The organism is Microbacterium sp. NPDC055599, from assembly GCF_053618975.1.
Window position 1 is genome coordinate 179540 of sequence record NZ_JBSHIM010000009.1, and the last position, 15819, is coordinate 195358.

The 15819-nt window shown below is 72.6% G+C and carries 15 protein-coding genes; 6 read left to right on the top strand and 9 right to left on the bottom strand.

The features are described from left to right. Positions 1-90: 90 nt before the first annotated feature. The gene (locus ACWGQ1_RS10995) at positions 91-471 is read right to left on the bottom strand and encodes a YybH family protein (protein ID WP_136028710.1); all 381 of its coding nucleotides are present in this window, start codon (positions 469-471) and stop codon (positions 91-93) included. A 115-nt stretch (positions 472-586) separates the two neighbouring features. After that, positions 587-1048: a DUF3817 domain-containing protein gene (locus ACWGQ1_RS11000; RefSeq protein ID WP_136035956.1), complete on the bottom strand. Its 462-nt coding sequence runs from the start codon at positions 1046-1048 to the stop codon at positions 587-589. A gap of 115 nt (positions 1049-1163) precedes the next feature. On the opposite strand from ACWGQ1_RS11000, the gene ACWGQ1_RS11005 reads away from it, so the two are divergent. Further along, on the top strand, positions 1164-2081 hold the full coding sequence (locus ACWGQ1_RS11005; protein WP_452312958.1) for a helix-turn-helix domain-containing protein: 918 nt from the start codon (positions 1164-1166) through the stop codon (positions 2079-2081). A 186-nt stretch (positions 2082-2267) separates the two neighbouring features. Here the strand turns inward: ACWGQ1_RS11005 and ACWGQ1_RS11010 are convergent, their stop codons facing one another. After that, complete coding sequence (locus tag ACWGQ1_RS11010; RefSeq protein ID WP_247637925.1) at positions 2268-3464, bottom strand: MFS transporter; 1197 nt, start codon at positions 3462-3464, stop codon at positions 2268-2270. Between the two features lie 251 nt (positions 3465-3715). Here ACWGQ1_RS11010 and ACWGQ1_RS11015 point away from each other — a divergent pair, with 251 nt between their 5' ends. Next, positions 3716-4588, top strand: a complete 873-nt coding sequence (locus tag ACWGQ1_RS11015; RefSeq protein ID WP_247637926.1) for a serine protein kinase RIO — start codon at positions 3716-3718, stop codon at positions 4586-4588. 9 nt (positions 4589-4597) lie between these two features. On the opposite strand, the gene speB is transcribed toward ACWGQ1_RS11015, so the two are convergent. From speB to ACWGQ1_RS11035, 4 genes are read right to left on the bottom strand one after another with little or no spacing between them, the layout of a single operon-like run. Next, positions 4598-5545, bottom strand: coding sequence for an agmatinase (speB, locus tag ACWGQ1_RS11020; RefSeq protein WP_136028715.1), 948 nt, complete (start codon positions 5543-5545; stop codon positions 4598-4600). A 33-nt stretch (positions 5546-5578) separates the two neighbouring features. Beyond that, positions 5579-7195 carry a thiamine pyrophosphate-dependent enzyme gene (locus tag ACWGQ1_RS11025; protein WP_452312959.1) on the bottom strand — a complete coding sequence of 539 codons (1617 nt, stop codon included), beginning with the start codon at positions 7193-7195 and terminating at the stop codon, positions 5579-5581. Between the two features lie 14 nt (positions 7196-7209). Next, entirely contained in the window at positions 7210-8898 is a 1689-nt protein-coding gene (locus ACWGQ1_RS11030) for an amidohydrolase (protein WP_136044338.1), read from the bottom strand. Between the two features lie 48 nt (positions 8899-8946). Next, positions 8947-10290, bottom strand: a complete 1344-nt coding sequence (locus ACWGQ1_RS11035; protein WP_452312960.1) for an MFS transporter — start codon at positions 10288-10290, stop codon at positions 8947-8949. Between the two features lie 220 nt (positions 10291-10510). Between ACWGQ1_RS11035 and ACWGQ1_RS11040 the strand changes: the two genes are divergently transcribed. Then, positions 10511-11407 carry an Lrp/AsnC family transcriptional regulator gene (locus ACWGQ1_RS11040; RefSeq protein WP_136028719.1) on the top strand — a complete coding sequence of 299 codons (897 nt, stop codon included), beginning with the start codon at positions 10511-10513 and terminating at the stop codon, positions 11405-11407. Between the two features lie 53 nt (positions 11408-11460). Here the strand turns inward: ACWGQ1_RS11040 and ACWGQ1_RS11045 are convergent, their stop codons facing one another. Continuing rightward, the gene (locus ACWGQ1_RS11045; protein WP_452312961.1) at positions 11461-12036 is read right to left on the bottom strand and encodes an ATP-dependent endonuclease; all 576 of its coding nucleotides are present in this window, start codon (positions 12034-12036) and stop codon (positions 11461-11463) included. Between the two features lie 108 nt (positions 12037-12144). Between ACWGQ1_RS11045 and ACWGQ1_RS11050 the strand changes: the two genes are divergently transcribed. From ACWGQ1_RS11050 to ACWGQ1_RS11060, 3 genes are all read left to right on the top strand, one after another. Then, entirely contained in the window at positions 12145-12654 is a 510-nt protein-coding gene (locus tag ACWGQ1_RS11050; protein ID WP_136028721.1) for a DUF3253 domain-containing protein, read from the top strand. A gap of 87 nt (positions 12655-12741) precedes the next feature. Continuing rightward, positions 12742-14148 (top strand): MFS transporter, encoded by a 1407-nt coding sequence (locus ACWGQ1_RS11055; RefSeq protein WP_136044335.1) that lies wholly within the window; start codon positions 12742-12744, stop codon positions 14146-14148. Between the two features lie 39 nt (positions 14149-14187). Continuing rightward, on the top strand, positions 14188-15105 hold the full coding sequence (locus tag ACWGQ1_RS11060; protein ID WP_136028733.1) for a cation diffusion facilitator family transporter: 918 nt from the start codon (positions 14188-14190) through the stop codon (positions 15103-15105). A 110-nt stretch (positions 15106-15215) separates the two neighbouring features. Here the strand turns inward: ACWGQ1_RS11060 and ACWGQ1_RS11065 are convergent, their stop codons facing one another. After that, entirely contained in the window at positions 15216-15797 is a 582-nt protein-coding gene (locus tag ACWGQ1_RS11065) for a MarR family winged helix-turn-helix transcriptional regulator (protein WP_240745364.1), read from the bottom strand. Positions 15798-15819: the final 22 nt, after the last annotated feature.

Sequence of the window (15819 nt, forward strand, 5' to 3'; positions counted from 1 at the left end):
GCGCCCTGCTCGGCCGACCTCCCCTTCTTAGGGGGGGGGGGGGGGGGTTGTGGGGGGGGGGCGCCGCACTGGCGCCCCGCACGCAGCCGGTCAGACGGTGCCGAACGGGTTGTCGATCGCGATGCGCCAGCCGTGGGTCTCGTCGTACACCGCGACATCGGCCGTGGCGCCCGCGAGCGACACCGGAGAGCCGTCGGGAGCGGTGCCGTCGAGCGTCCAGTCGGCCACGACGAGCCCGACCGTGCCGTTCACGAACACGTTCCGGACGGTCATGGTGATCGGACCGCCGAGGCCGACGAACTGCTCCAGGCCCGCGCGCACCTCCGCCGGCTCGGACACCGGCTGACCCGGAGCGGGCACGAGCACCACACCGGGAGCGTTGAGCGCGAGCAGTCCCTCGATGTCGCCGGCGTTGAACCGCTCCATGAAGGCGATGTGCAGCCGGTCGAGCGACGTGACGGGTTCGGTCATGATGGTTTCCTCTCTGTGCGACGCCCGAGGCGCCGGGAACCGGGGTGGCTCCGCAGAGAAGGACGCTCCCCGCCGGGAAACGTGACATCGGATCCGGAACCAGTCCGGATCCGGCTCACTTGCCCCCGGGCGGGCCGACCAGCAGCAGGATCACGTAGAGCGCGACGATGCCCACGACCAGCAGCACCGCGAGCACCCACGGGCGGCGGAGGAACCAGCGCATCAGCCGGTCGTACCAGCGGCGGTCGCGGGGGTCGTCGGTGGGGTCGAGCCGCCAGTCGCCGCGCAGCCGACCGGAGCGGTGCAGCCAGATCTCCATCGGGATGGTGGCGTAGGGGATCACGGCGCTCGCCACCGCCAGTACGCCGACGCCCGGGTGCCAGCGCTGGTTGAGCGCCACCAGCACGGCGGTGGCGGCATAGGCGAGGAACACGAAGCCGTGGATACCGCCGCCGACCGTGACCACGACCCCGGGGGCGCCGACCGCCCTGGCGATGATCGCGGCGATCAGGATCGTCCAGGTGATCGCCTCCGCGATCGCCAGGACACGGTACAGACGGCCAGGGGTGCGGAACACGGGACTCCTCGGGTGGGGTACCCCTCCAGAGTATCCGCGGGGTCCGCGGCCACCGAATCGCGGCACCCGCCCGCCCCACCGGAATACCGGGTGGGCGCATGGCGTTGCCGAAGGCATGGTGACCGTGGACCCGGACGCGCTCTCGCACGTGCTCGACGCCGTGGAGCTGCGGGTCGGCGTGGCGCGGCGCATCCCGCTCGCCGCCGGAGGGCTGCTCCCGATCCCGGCCGAGCCCACGACGCTCGTCTACCTCGCATCGGGCAGCGTGCAGGGGCATCCGCCCCTCGGCGACGGCTGCCGCCTCGGCGTCGACCCCGACTCCCGCCGCCTCACCCTCGAGACCCGCGAGCGCCGCGACCACCTGGTCGCCGGTGACGCGTTCCTCACCCTCGGCCGCACCGCGTTCGTGCTGGAAGCCGACCGCGACACCACGCTCATGGTGGTCGACCTCGAGTTCGCCGACGCGACCTCACCGCTGCCCGCCCTCCTGCCGCCGTTTCTCACCGTCACCGGATTCGACGCGCTCGAGCCCGCGGCCGCCGCGCTCGCCGAGAACATGGGCCTCGTCGACCCCGCGGCCTCCCCCGCCCGGCAGGGCGACCCCGTGATCTGCCGCATGATGGCGAAGACCGTGCTGATGTCGGTCATCCGCGCCTGGGCCGCCAACGGCTGCGCACCCGCGGGCTGGCCCTCGCTGTCGAACGACCCGTTCCTCGACCGCGTGGTCGACGCCATCCACCAGGAGCCAGGACGCGACTGGACGGTCGAGCGCCTCGCGGCCATCGGAGCCATGTCGCGCTCCACCTTCGCCGAGCGGTTCCGCGTCGCGGTCGGCCGCTCCCCCGCCGACTACGTCACGGAGGTGCGCATCGACGCGGCCAAGCGCCTGCTCGACGCCGGGCGCTCCGTGTCGGACGTGTCGCGCGAGCTCGGCTACGCGTCCGACGAGGGCTTCAGCCGCGCGTTCCGCCGCCGCACGGGTATGACCCCGTCGTCCTGGCGTTCCGCCGCCCGCACTCCCGCCCTGGTCTGAGCGCCGACCCCGCCGCCGACGTCCCGGTGACCGATCGCGTCTCAGCCCGATCTCGATGGCGGGCCGCCCACGACTCCGCAGATCCGCGGCGATGCGACCGCTCGGGCGACGGGCAGGCGACACATCGCCGGGAAACCGCGGAGTTGTGAACCGGGACCGCGGGAGGCGGCGCCGCCCTGTGCTCCGTCAGCCCCGCGTGCTGAGCCGGTTCGACAGGCCGAACAGCACCGCACCCGCGAGCAGCGACACCGCGCCGATCACGTAGGCGAGCTCCACGCTCAGCGTGTCGACGAGCAGTCCGCCCAGACCCGCGGCGAGGGTGATCGCACCCTGGAACCCGACGACCACGAGACTGCCGCCCGCCTCCAGGCGATCCGGCATGCGGTGCCCGACCCACGTGTTGATCACGATCAGCCACGACGAGAAGACGAAGCCCCAGACGAGCACGACCACGCCGACGCCGATGATCGACCCGGAGAAGAGGATCATCGAGATGACCGCGGCCGCGATCACGAGCGGCGCGAACACGGCGAAGAACGCGAACGACCGGTCGATCACCAGCCCGATCGAGATGTTGCCGAGGAGACCGCCGACGCCGAACAGCGCCAGCAGCACCACGATGGTCGAGGCGTCGACGTCGGGGATGCGCTCGAGCGCCAGCCGCACGTACGTGTAGGCGAGGAAGTGCCCGAGCACCACGAGCACGTGCCCGACCATGCCCAGCCCGATACCGGGGCGGCGGACCGTGTCGACGAGCAGCCGCAGGCTCGACGCCCGCTCGGCCGGGACCGACGGCAGCGCCCAGCGCAGCGCGACCGCCAGCACCACCATCAGCACGCCGGCGAGCGCGAACACCATCCGCCAGTCGACGACCTCGCTGAGCATCACGCCGATCGGCACCCCGGCGACCGTGGCCAGCGACACCCCGGCCGAGGTGAACATGACCCCGCGGCCCAGGTGCTCCGGCCCCGCGAGCCGTGCGGCGACCGTGATCGACATGGTCCAGTAGGCGCTGATCGCCGCACCCAGCAGGAACCGGGCGGCGAGCACGAGCAGCAGGTTCGGCGCGATCGCGACCACGAGGTTCGACACGGCCGCGGCGAGCGCCATCCACACCAGCAGCGACCGGCGGTCGAGGCGCGGGAAGATCAGCCCGATCGTGGGCGCGACGACGAGTCCGACCAGCGCCGTGACCGTGACCGTCTGCCCCGCCTGACCCGGGGTGACCCCGAGGCCCTCGGCCATCTCGGTGAGGACGCCGTTGGGGAGGAACTCGGCGGTCACGAGCAGGAAGCCCATGATCATGAGCGCGATGAGTCCGCCGTAGCGGATGCGGTCGGCCCGGGTGGGCGCCGCGGTGGGGACGGGGGCAGTCGTGGTCATGCTTCCACCCTTCCGGCGCCCGTGCGTCCGCGCCCGACCGGTCGTCCGCCGCGTCCGACCGATCGTCCGACCCTGGACACGCGCCCGCGCACCCCCGTAGGCTCGTCGTCGCACCGGGAGTCGCCCGGGAAGCCCGAGCGGAAGGAGGCGATGAGATGAACACCGTCGTCGTCGCGCCCTTCGCCGACCACCTTCCCCTCGAGGCCGCCCGCTCCTGATCGCCGTGCGGCCTCCCTTCCCGGAGCCACACCGTGACCGATCCCTCCGCTTCCCCGGAAGCCGCGTCCTTCGACGCCTCCCCCTTCGATTCCCTCGAGACCTCCCTGTCCTTCGCCGACGTCGAACCCGGTGACGGGCAGCGCTGGACCACCTGGCCGTCCGCCACCCCGACCGAGCGCGGCCCCGAGCCGCGGCCCGCGTGGGTCGTGACCTCGGCGGGCGCGCTCGACACCGAGCTCGGCATCCTCAAGACGGGCAAGGAGGCCGACGTGTTCCTGCTCGAACGCGCCGTTCCCGACGACCCCGCGCAGCGCACGCTGCTGGCGGCGAAGCGCTACCGCGGCGAGGAGAACCGGAGCTTCCACCGCTCCGCCGTGTACACGGAGGGCCGCAGCACCCGGAACACCCGCGACACCAGGGCCCTGGCCCGCAAGTCGGAGCACGGGCGCGCGGTGGCTGCGGCGCAGTGGTCGTTCGCGGAGTTCGAGGCGCTGTGCCGCCTGTGGCAGCTCGGCGCCCCGGTGCCCTACCCCGTGCAGGTGAGCGGGACCGAGGTGCTCATGGAGTTCCTCGGCGATGACGACGGCACCGCAGCCCCGCGCCTCGCGCAGGTGCGCGCCGACCGCGACACCCTGCAGGAGCACTACGCGCAGGTGGTCGACCTCATGCGGGTGTTCGCCGCGGCGGGTTTCGCGCACGGCGACCTGTCCGCGTACAACCTGCTCGTGCACCAGGGGCGGGTGCGGGTGATCGACCTGCCGCAGATCGTGGACGTGATCGCGAACCCGCAGGGGCTCGACCTGCTGCACCGCGACTGCGTGAACGTGTGCGACTGGTTCGCGCGGCGCCGCGTGGAGTGCGACGCCGAGGAGCTGTTCGCCGACCTGCTCGCGGCGCTGTACTGACCCGTCGTGTCAGGAGGCCAGGCGGGCGGCCAGCAGCGTCACGAGCTCGTACACCACGTGGCTCGCGGCGATCCCGGTCATCTGCGCGTGGTCGTAGGCGGGCGACACCTCCACGACGTCGGCGCCCACGATGTCGCGGTCGCGCAGCGCGCGGAGGATGCGCAGCAGCTCACGGCTCGTGAGTCCTCCCGCCTCGGGGGTCCCGGTGCCGGGGGCGTGCGCGGGGTCGAGCACGTCGATGTCGATCGACACGTACAGCGGCTTGTCGCCGATGCGCGTGAGGATCCGGTCGATCGCGGCTTCCACGCCGTGCTCCTCGATGTACTCGCTCGACACGATCGAGAACCCCAGGCGCTCGTCGTCCTCCAGGTCCTGCTTGGAGTAGAGGGGGCCGCGCGTGCCCACGTGGCAGCTGGCGGTGAGGTCGATCAGCCCCTCCTCGCTCGCACGGCGGAAGGGCGTGCCGTGCGTGATGGGCGCACCGAAGTAGGTGTCCCACGTGTCGAGGTGCGCGTCGAAGTGCAGCACGGCGACCGGCCCGTGCTTCGCGGCCACGGCGCGCAGCAGCGGCAGGGCCACGGTGTGGTCGCCGCCGATCGTCACGATGCGCTGCACCTGCTCGCCGAGCGCCGTCGCCGCGCGCTCGACCTCGGTCACGGCCTCGGTGAGGTCGAAGGGGTTCACGGGGATGTCGCCCGCGTCGACGACCTGCGCGAGCTGGAAGGGCGACACGTCCTGCGCCGGGTTGTACGGGCGCAGCAGACGCGACGACTCCCGCACGTGCGACGGACCGAACCGCGTGCCGGGGCGGTAGCTCACACCGGAGTCGAACGGGATCCCCACCACGGCGATGTCGGCGCGCGGCACGTCTTCGATTCGGGGCAGGCGGGCGAAGGTGGCGATGCCGGAGTACCGCGGGTTCACGGAGGCGTCGACGGGGCCGATGGTGTCGGTCATTTCTCGTTCCTGTTCGTTCGGGGTGTCGAGGGTTCAGAGGGCGTGCTGCGGCAGGTGCACGAGCTGCACGCCGCCCGCGGCGATGGCGGCGCGGATGCTCGGGGCGATGTCGTCGCGTCTCTCGACACGATGCCCGGTCGCGCCGAACGCGGTGGCGAGCGCGGCCCAGTCGGGCTGCACCAGATCCACGCCGATCGGCGTCATGCCGCGGTCGACCTCGTTCTGGCGGATCTCGGCGTAGCCGCCGTTGTCGACGCACACGACCGTGAGGTCGAGGCGCTGCTCGACCGCGGTGACGAGCTCGTTCACGCAGAACATGAGCGCGCCGTCGCCGATCACCGTGACCACGGGGCGCTCGGTCTGCGCGACCGCGGCGCCGATCGCGGCCGGCAGTCCGTAGCCGAGCGTGGCATAGGTGGGCGTGTAGAGCAGGGAGTGCGGATGCTCCTGTCGCAGCACGCTGCCCAGCGCCATGTACACGATCTGCGACGAGTCGCCCGCCACGATCGCGTCGTCGGGCAGTGCCGCGGCGATCACCTCCGCGAGCGCCACCGTCTCGGGGGCCGTGGCGCGGGACTCGTCCTCGATCGTGGCCCGCTCGGCCGACAGGTCGCGCGGTGTCGGGGCCGTGTCGGGCAGCAGCGGCAGCAGGGCATCGGTCACCGCGGCCGCGTCGCCGGTGATCCCGACGGTCGCGGTGAGGTTCTTGTCGCGCTGCGCCGGGGAGATGTCGATGCGGATCACGGCTCCGCGGGCCTCGAGGCGCGGGGCCCACAGCTCCGCCTCCCCGAGCTTCGAGCCGACCACGAGCAGCACGTCCGCGGCCTCGGCGACGGCGCGGGCGGCGGCGAGGCGCAGGTTCGAGCCGAGCGACAGCGGGTGGCCCTCGTCGAGCACGCCCTTGCCGTTCAGGGTGGTGAACACGGGGGCGCCCAGGCGCTCGGCGATCGCGGTCACCTGATGCACCGCGTCCACGGCTCCCCCGCCGGCGACGATCACCGGACGTTCGGCGGCAGAGAGCAGCCGGCCGGCCTCGGCGAGCGCGACCGGGTCACCGGCCACGCGCTCGGGCATCGGACGGGGCGCCCGGGCGGCGGCGGGCACGTCGGCCGGGGCCTCCAGCACGTCGAGCGGGATCTCGATGTGCACGGGGCGCGGGCGACCGGTGCGGAAGAGGTGGAAGGCGTCGTGCACGGCCTCCACCCCCTCGGCCGCCGTGGCCACCCGGCGCGACCACTCCGCGATCGCGCCGACCATCGCCGTGGCGTCCTTCGTCTCGTGCAGGGTGCCCACGTCGGCGAACTCCGCGCCGAGCGGCACCCCGGGCGACAGCACGATCAGCGGACGCGACTCGCAGAACGCGGTGCCGATCGCGCTCAGGGCGTTCTGCAGCCCGGGACCCGACGTGGTGATCACGACGCCGGGGAGCCCGGTCTGCTGCGCCCAGCCGTCGGCGCCGTAGCCGGAGCCCTGCTCGTGCCGGTTGGTGACGGCGCGGATGCCGAGGTCGGCCAGGGGCCGGTACAGCTCCAGGTTGTGCGTGCCGGGGATGCCGAACACCGCCGTCACCCCGTAGCCGCGGATGGTCTCCAGCACCGCACGGCCCGCCGTGTCGGCGTACGGGGCGGTGGGGTTCGCGTCGGCGCTCATGCTCGTATCCTCGTTCAGACGCCGGCCGTGGTGCGGGCGGCGACGTGGCGGCGCACGCCGTCGACCCAGGTCTCGCGCACCTCGATGGCCGCGATCTCCTCGGCGGGCACGGCCAGCGGGTCGTCCGAGAGCACCGCGAAGTCGGCGAGCTTGCCCACTTCCAGCGAGCCCAGGTCGTCTTCCCGCCCGATCGACACGGCCCCCTCGATCGTGTGGGCGCGCAGAGCGGCGAGCGCGGAGATGCGCAGGTCGTCGGGCCCGAGTCGGTGGCCGCGGCGGGTGACGCGGGTGACCGCCGTCTGGATGGCCTCCAGCGGGATCGGCTCGGCGACCGGGGCGTCGGAGGAGATCGTCATGGGCACGCCCGCCCGCTCGAACTCGCCGAGCGGGTTGAACCGCTCGCCCGGGGTGCCGATGGCCTCCTCCACGCCCTCGCCCCAGTTGAAGTAGTGCTGGGTCTGGTTGACGGGACGGATGCCCGCGGTCGCCATGCGCGCGATCTGCTCGGGCGTGGGCAGGCCGCAGTGCTCGATGCGGTGCCGGGCGTCCGCATCTGGACGTTCGGCGAGCGCGGCCTCGATCGCCGACACGACCATCTCGATCGCGGTGGGCGACTGCGCGTGCGTCGCCGTCTGGAGCCCCGCGGCGTGCGCCTTGCGGATCAGCTCGGCGTAGTCGGCGGGCTCGTGGTACAGCTGGCCCGTGCGGCACGGGTCGCCCACGTAGCCGTCGGGGAAGTACGCGGTCCAGCCGCCGAGGGTGCCGTCCGCGTAGAACTTGATGCCGGCGAAGCTCAGGTGCGCGTTGCCGAACTGTCCGACGAGCCCCATCTCGAGCGCCTCGTCGAGCAGATGCGACAGCAGGTACATCGACACGCGCAGCTCCAGCCGCCCGGCCTCCGCGAGCCGCAGGTACATGTCGAACTCGCGGCGCGTGACCTGGCAGTCGCCGATCGAGGTGACACCGCCCGCGAGGAACCGCTGGGTCGCGGCGTCGAGCTGCCGCAGGTGCTCCTCCGGCTCATCGGCCAGGTGGAAGTTCGGGCCGTGGTGGCCGATCTTCACCCCGTGCACGCCCGTCAGGATGTTGCACGCCGCGTCGGACAGCTCCCCGGTGAGCTCGCCGTCGGCGTCGCGGAAGAACTCGCCGCCGTCCGGGTTCGGGGTGTCGCGGTCCACGCCGTTGATGTCGAGCGTGTACGAGTTCACGACGCCGCCGTGACCCGAGGCGTTCATGAGGTACACCTCCCGGTCGGACGCGACCTCGTCGAGCTCGAACCGGGTGGGGTGGCGCTTCTCGGCGAGGTTGCGCTGCTCGTAGCCGTAGCCGCGCACCGGGCGACCCGCGGGGAGCCCGGCCGCCGCGGCCTTCAGCAGGGCGACGATCTCGGGGATGCTGCCCGCCTTCTCCGGCCCGCAGTCCACCCACGTCATCATCTGCCCGAACATGAGCGGGTGCGCGTGCGCGTCGACGAACCCGGGCACCACGACCGCGTCGCCGAGCTCGACGCGCTCCGGGGTCAGCCCGGCCCTGGCCGCCACGTCCTCGCACTCCGCGACCGTGCCGAGGGCGACGATGCGCCCCCGGTCGGTGAGCATCGCGGTCGCGGTGGTGTCCGCCGCGTCCGCGGTGTGGATGGCGCGGGCGGTGACGAGGGCGGGGGCGGCCTGGGCCGAGCGGTCGAAGGGGGTGAGCTTGCGCATGAGGAGCCTGTTCGCGGTGGGGTCGTGCGGGTGGGGAGGCGGAGCCGATCAGGGCAGGCGGTTCGCCGTGGTGTCGGTCCGGGCGGTGAACGAGGCCGTGACCGGTGCCTCGTCGGAGTGCTGCGGCGCGAGGCGCGTGCAGATCCCGGCGATCACGGCCATGCCGAGGAACATCGCGATCACCGACCAGACGCTGCCGGTCCAGGCGATCAGCTGCGTCGCGAACCAGGGCGAGAAGCCGGCCCAGATCGCGGCGCCCACGCCGTAGGAGAGGGCGATCGAGGTGTACCGCGCCTGCGGGCGGAACATCTGCGCGAGGATCGCGGCGATCGGGGCGTAGGTCGCGCTCATCGCGATGCGCACCAGCGAGGCGAGCAGGAAGATGAGCGGCTCGACCCGTCCCGGCATCACCAGCAGGAACGGCGCGAAGGTCAGCACCGAGGTGATCAGGCCGATGTACATCACGTTCTTGCGGCCCCACTTGTCGCCGAGCCAGGCGACCGGCAGCGTGACCACGAACTCCACGAACGAGGCGATCGTCATGGCGTCGAGGATCACCTGCTCGCTGATCGCGATGGGCTCGCCGGTCGCGTAGGCGGTGGCGAAGGTCGTGGCCAGGTAGTAGCCGCCCGTGGAGATGGGCAGGATGCCGATGCCGAGCAGGATCGGCTTCCAGTTGACGCGCAGCGCGAAGGCGAGGGGCATGGACTGCTTGCGGCCCTCGATCTTCTCCTCGAAGACCGGCGACTCCTCCACGCGGTAGCGGACCCACAGGCCGACGGCGATCAGCACGATCGACAGCAGGAACGGGATGCGCCAGCCGCCGTCGATGATGAACGTGTCGCCACCGCGGGCCATGATCGCGAAGATGCCCGAGGCGAGCAGCGCACCGGCGGGGTTGCCGAGCTGGGTGAAGCCGCCGTAGAACGTCTTCGACTTCTCCGGGGCGTGCTCGACGCTCATGAGCACGGCGCCACCCCACTCGCCACCGACCGCGAGGCCCTGGATGGCGCGCAGCAGGATCAGGAGGATCGGCGCGAGGATGCCGATGTTCTCGTAGGTGGGGAGGCAGCCGACGAGCACGGTCGCGGCGCCCATCAGCAGCAGGGTGATGACGAGCGAGACCCGGCGGCCGAGCTTGTCGCCGATGTGACCGAAGACGATGCCGCCGAGGGGACGGACGAGGAAGGCGACGGCGAACGTCGCGAACGCCGCGGCGGTCTCGGCGAGGGGGTCGTCGCTCGGGAAGAACAGCGGGCCGAAGACGAGGGCGGCGGCCGTGGCGTAGACGTAGAAGTCGTACCACTCGATCGTGGTGCCGACGAAGGCGGCGATGCCGGCGCGGCGTGCGCGGCTGTGGACGCCGCTTCGGGGGGTGGGGGTGGTGGTCATGGACCCGCTCCTTCGCGGATGGTGTCGGATAGCGAACGATGCTAGGGACGTAACGACCCGACGGCAAGGGCAGAACTCCAGCGAGAACGGGGATTCACTGGACTTCTGGTCCCTTGTGCACGCAAAGCGGGCCTTCCCGCCGGTCGCACACGGGGTTACGCTGAGGTTCTGCGCGCATCGTCGTGCAGACCGGGGAAAACTGACGGATCGGGACGCAGCCATGGATTTCGACGCCGAACTCATCCGCGCGCTCCAGGAGGACGGGCGCGCGAGTATCCGCGCCCTGGCCGAGCGGCTCGGGCAGTCCAGGGCCGCGGTGGCCGCACGACTGCGCACGCTGCTGGCCGACCGCACGGTGCGCGTGGTCGCCGCGGTGGACCCGGTCTTCCTCGGCCAGCACGTCCTCGCGCACGTGTCGATCCGCACTGACGGCGCCGTCGAGGTCGTGGCCGAGCACCTGCGCGACATGAGCGAGACCGTGCTCGTGTCGGCCGTCGGCGGCGCGCACGACATCGTGACCGAGGTGCGCGTGGGGTCGATGTCGGAACTGCACGACCTGCTCGCCCGCATCCGCGGCAGCGCGGGCGTGCTCGACATCAACACCATCATCTACTCCACCGTGATCAAGGGGTTCTTCGTGTCGGAGTACCACGGCGGGGTCACGCTCGACGCGATCGACGAAGCCCTCGTGGAGCACCTGCAGGCCGATGGCCGCATGAGCTTCCGCGCGCTCGGCGAGGAGGTGCGCCTCTCCCCCAGCGCCGTCGCGACCCGGGTGCAGCGACTCATCGACGCGGGCGTCATCAAGATCAGCGCGGTCGAGGCGCGCGGCCTCGCGCACCGGCAGCTGTCGATGGGCGTGGGCATGACCCTCGGCGACGACGACGAGGCCGTGATCGAGGAGCTGCGCCGCGGTCGCGGTGTCGACTTCGCCGCCCGCACGCTCGGCCGCTTCGACGCGGTCGCGACACTCGTTGAGCCCTCGGCCGGCGCCCTGTACGCGAGCCTGGAGCGCCTGCGCGCGCTGCCCGGAGTGACCCGGATCGAGGCCTGGCTCCACCTCGCGGTGCTCAAGGAGGACTACGCCCGCACGCTCCGCCCGCTCCGCACGGAGTGAGCGCGAGTCGCCCGGGTCGGGGGTCACGCGGCATGCACCGCGTCGAGCCCGGGTCAGGCGGCGGGGCGGACCGCGTCGAGCAGGGCCGACAGCGCGGGCGGCATCCGGTCGAGCGGGAGCAGGCCGACGATGTCCGCGGCGAACCGCGCCTTGCGGCCCGCGGCCGTCCCGGCGAAGCGATGCAGCTGTTCCTCCACGACCCTGCCCCGCTGCGCCGGCTGCCCCTGGAACACGCGGAACCGCCCGAGCTCGCCCCGCGCCGCCAGCGCCTGCTCCACCAGCGGAACCCCGGCGGCACGGATCACCTCGTCTTCGAGGTCGCGCTCACAGCCGAAGAACCCTGCATCGGCGGGCACGCCCGTGGCGTCGATCGCGCCGTCGTCGCGCAGGACCCGGGTCACGTACGCGCCCTCCGCCGCGTCGTAGAGGCCGAGCACCCGCACGGCAGGCTCGACCGCGCGGAGGGCCGCGAGCCGGGAACGGAGGTTCGTGATGCCGTCGAGGTCGACCAGGTCGAGGTCGTCGAGCGTCTCGCCGAGGCGCTGCGCCGCGGCGAGGAACGCGAGCCGGTCGCTCGCCCCCTCGAACAGCACGACCGTGCCGCCTCCTCGCCCCGCACTCGCCGCCATCCCTCGACCCTACGCACCCGGTGTCCGTCGCGCTTCGACCGCACCCGACGCGGATGGCCGCGCGTCAAGGGTCTGCCGTTGGAGGGCCCGCCGCGGCACGCTGCCGACATGGAGCAGCCCGACGAGCCGGACGCGGCCACGGCACCGGAGCGCACGCCCGATGGCCACCACATCGTCGTGAACGGACGCCGGTGGCGGGCGACCGACCCGGCGATCCCCGACAAGCTGCGCCAGGAGCTGGTCGACGAGCTGATGGCCGCGCGGCGCGCCGTCAAGGCGGCAGAGCCCGAGGCGCGGCGCCGCGTGCACGATGCGAAGACCGCCCTCGGCGAACGCGGCGCCCCGTGGTGGGAGCAGCCGACGCCCGAGGAGTCCGCGGAGCGCATCGCGGCCGCCATCCGCACCCTCACCCGCAAGAGGGAGGGGTCGTCGATCTGCCCGAGCGACGTCGCCAGAGCCGTCGGCGGGGAGGCCTGGCGCAACCGGATGGACGAGGTGCGCCGCGTGACCGCCGCGCTCGCCGACCGGGACGAGGTCGTGGTGACCCAGAAGGGCGAGCCGGTCGACATCGCCTCCGCGCGCGGCCCGGTGCGCATCCGCCGCGGCCCCGCCCTCTGACCCGGGCGGAGTGGGTCGAGCCGGGGTGCCGCGCGGGACACGGCGCGCCGTCACCGGGCGTTCACCGGGCCCCGCCAGACTGCGAGCATGAGCGAACCCGAATCCCGCAGCGGCGCACCGGAGCCCGCAGCGACCGCGAACAGCGGAGCCGTCGCCGTGGTCGGCCTCGACCTGCGCGGCGAGACCCCCGCCCCGAAGAAGCAGGTGTACTCGTGGGCCCTGTGGGACTGGGCGACCCAGCCGTTCAACACGGTGATCCTCACGTTCGTGTTCACGGCGCTCTACCTCGTCAGCCCCTCGTTCCTGCCGCCCGAGGTCGCCGCGCTCGACGAGAACGACCCGGTACGGATCGCCGCGGAGGCCGACCTCGCGTCCGGCCTCGGTCTCGGCCTCACGGTCGCCGCCTTCGGCATCCTCCTGCTCGCCCCGGTGCTCGGTCAGCGGGCGGATGCCGCCGGACGCCAGAAGCTGTGGCTGGGCATCGGCACGGGCGCACTGATCCTCTGCATGTTCGGGCTGTGGTTCGTCGAGCCGGTCCCCGCCCTGTTCTGGGTGGGCGTGGCGCTGATCTCCGCCGGGTCGGTGTTCGGCGAGATCGCAGCGGTCAACTCCAACGCCATGCTGATCGGCATCGCGAACCCCAAGAACGTCGGACGCATCTCGGGCCTCGGCTGGGGCTTCGGGTACCTCGGCGGCATCATCGCGCTCGTGATCGTGGTCGTGCTCGACACCTTCGACTGGTTCGGGATGCCGACCGACAACGGACTCGCGTACCGGCTGATCGCGGTCGGCTGCGCGGTCTGGGCGATCGTGTTCGCCATCCCGATCTTCCTCAACGTGCCGGAACCGTCGCTCGGCCGCCCGGAGCGGAAGGTCGGCTTCTTCCGGTCGTACGTGCTGCTGGTGCAGGACGTCGTGGGGCTGTACCGCGACCCGGAGACCCGCTCGACCTTCTGGTACCTGCTCGCCAGCGCGGTGTTCCGCGACGGCCTGGGCGGCGTCTTCGCGTTCGGCGCGATCATCGGCACGGCCGTGTTCCGGTTCGGCACGCAGGACATCATCGTGTTCGGCATCGCGGCGAACCTCGTCGCGGGGGTGTCGACGATCCTGGCCGGACGACTCGACGACCGCCTCGGCCCGAAGCGCATCATCCTCGGCTCGATCGCGGCCATGATCGTCGCGGGGCTCGCGGTGTTCCTGCTGCGCGACGCCGGCGCGATCGTGTTCTGGGTGGGCGGACTCATCCTGTGCGCGTTCGTCGGACCGGCGCAGGCCGCCGCGCGGTCCTTCCTGGCCCGCGTCACCCCGGCCGGCCGCGAGGGCGAGATCTTCGGCCTCTACGCGACGACGGGACGGGCGGCGAGCTGGATGGCCTCCGCCGCCTGGACCGTGCTGATCGCCCTGACCGCGCAGACCGCGTTCGGCATCCTCGGCATCGTGATCGTGCTGATCGCCGGGTTCCTCCTGCTGCTGCCGGTGAAGGCTCCACGCTAGGACGCGACCGCCCCGCGGGGCAGGAGTAGCGTGACCGGGGTGACCGTGCTGCTCGCCTTCCTCGCCAACGTGCTCGTCGCGATCGCGAAGACGGTGGCCGCGGTCATCACCTCGTCCGCGTCGATGGTCGCCGAGGCCGCGCACTCCTGGGCGGACGCGGGCAACGAGGTGTTCCTGCTGATCGCCGACCGGCGCGGCGCGAAGACCAAAGACGCGCGGCATCCGCTCGGCTACGGGCGCAACGCCTTCGTGTGGTCGCTGATCGCCGCGTTCGGCATCTTCACCGCGGGCTCGATCGTGTCGATCATGCACGGCATCCAGGAGCTGTCCGACACCGGGCCGGTGGAGAGCCCGGTCGTCGCCTACGTCGTCCTCGGCATCGCGTTCGTGCTCGAGGGGGCCTCGTTCACGCAGGCGATGATCCGCTCCCGCCGCCTGGCGCGCGAGCGCGGCAGCTCCACGTGGGACTTCGTGCTGGAGACGAGCGACACGACCCTCCGCGCCGTGTTCTTCGAGGACTCAGCAGCCCTCGTCGGCCTGGTCCTCGCGGGCGGCTCGATCCTGCTGCACCAGCTCACCGGCGTGGCCGCCTGGGACGCGATCGGCTCGATCCTGGTGGGCGTGCTGCTCGGGGTGGTCGCGGTGATCCTGATCGGACGCAACATCGCATTCCTCGTCGGCACGAGCGTCTCCCCCACCCTGCGCTCGCGGGTCGGCACGGCTCTGCTGGGGCTGGACGACATCGAACGGGTGACCTACCTGCACATCGAGTACGTGGGGCCGAACCGGCTGTTCCTCGTGGCCGAGGTCGACCTGTCGGGCGACGCGCGCGAGCACGACGTGGCGCGTCGGCTGCGCGAGGTGGAGCGGCGGATCGAGGCGCACGACGCGATCGAGGCGGTCGTGCTGTCCCTCTCGGTGGACGACGAGCCCTCGCTCGACTTCGCGCGCGCCTGAGTCGCGGAGCGAGACCCGCGGAACGAGACCGGCGGAGCGGGGTCGGAGGCGCGAGACCGGCGGAGCGAGACCGGCGGAGCGAGACCGGCGGAGCAGGAATCGTCGCGGCGTCAGCGCGGCCAGTTGTCGGCGAGCTTGGTGAGCAGACGCGCGAGTTCGGTGCGCTCGTCGTCGGTGAAGGGCGCGAGCGCCTGGGTGAGCAGCTCCCTCCTCTCCCCGCGCAGACCGCGCGCGAGCCGGCGGCCCTCGTCGGTCAGCGCGATCCGGGTGCGGCGCGCGTCGTCCGGGTCGGCCTCACGACGCACGAAGCCGCCCTGCACGCCCTGCTGCACGAGGCGCGACGCGCGGGGCTGATCCACGCCGATCGCCTGGCCGAGCGCGCTCACGCTCAGCGGTTCGGGCGCCGAGGCCAGTGCCTCGAGCATCCGCATGCGGGCGGGGCCGCCGAGGCGTCCGGAGGGGTCGGCCATCCACGGCGGCATCCCGGGGTGCCCGCGGTGATGGCCGAAGTGCTCGTGGGCACCGTCGGCGTGCGGGCCGTCGTGACCTCCGCCGGGCCAGCCGTGGGGTCCGCCGCGTCCGCGCGGTCCGTGCTCGCGCTGACCGGGACGGCGCCCGCGGAGACGAGACAGCGCCTGGGCGATCGCCTCGGCGGGGTCGTGCGGTTCGGAGTCGCGGGAACGGGTGGCCATGCCTCGATTTTACATGCGACTT